This is a genomic window from Bacillus sp. BF2-3, from assembly GCF_008368795.1.
Classification (GTDB): Bacteria; Bacillota; Bacilli; order Bacillales; family Bacillaceae_G; genus Bacillus_A; species Bacillus_A cereus.
Genome location: NZ_QOSA01000062.1, coordinates 1 through 560, shown reverse-complemented (window position 1 = coordinate 560; position 560 = coordinate 1). Strand labels below are relative to the sequence as shown.

The following is a 560-nucleotide window of genomic DNA, read 5'->3' as shown; positions in this document are numbered from 1 at the left end:
GGACTTAACCATATAATATGTAGCAATGTTATCTAGTTTTGAAAGAATATAAAAAACTTGTTGACTTTAAAAGTAAATGAGTTACAATAATTCTTGAAGGAATATGAATCATAGTTTGGTGATGATGGCAGAGAGGTCACACCCGTTCCCATACCGAACACGGAAGTTAAGCTCTCTAGCGCCGATGGTAGTTGGGACCTTGTCCCTGTGAGAGTAGGACGTTGCCAGGCAAATGGAGGATTAGCTCAGCTGGGAGAGCACCTGCCTTACAAGCAGGGGGTCGGCGGTTCGATCCCGTCATCCTCCACCATTTAGCCGACTTAGCTCAATTGGTAGAGCAACTGACTTGTAATCAGTAGGTTGGGGGTTCAAGTCCTCTAGTCGGCACCAGAAATCATGGCGGTTGTGGCGAAGTGGTTAACGCACCGGATTGTGGCTCCGGCATTCGTGGGTTCGATTCCCATCAGTCGCCCCATTTTTCTTAAATAAATTAATATGCGGGTGTGGCGGAATTGGCAGACGCACCAGACTTAGGATCTGGCGCCTTTGGCGTGGGGGTT

3 tRNA genes and 1 rRNA gene are annotated in these 560 nt (G+C 47.7%); all 4 read left to right on the top strand.

The features are described 5' to 3' along the window. The first annotated feature begins 114 nt into the window (after positions 1 to 114). A 5S ribosomal RNA gene (rrf, locus tag DN401_RS29270) occupies positions 115 to 230 on the top strand. 4 nt (positions 231 to 234) lie between these two features. Beyond that, positions 235 to 310 (top strand) — tRNA-Val (locus tag DN401_RS29265). 4 nt (positions 311 to 314) lie between these two features. Continuing rightward, a tRNA-Thr gene (locus DN401_RS29260) sits at positions 315 to 390 on the top strand. A gap of 9 nt (positions 391 to 399) precedes the next feature. Then, positions 400 to 475: transfer RNA gene (locus tag DN401_RS29255), tRNA-His, on the top strand. Positions 476 to 560: the final 85 nt, after the last annotated feature.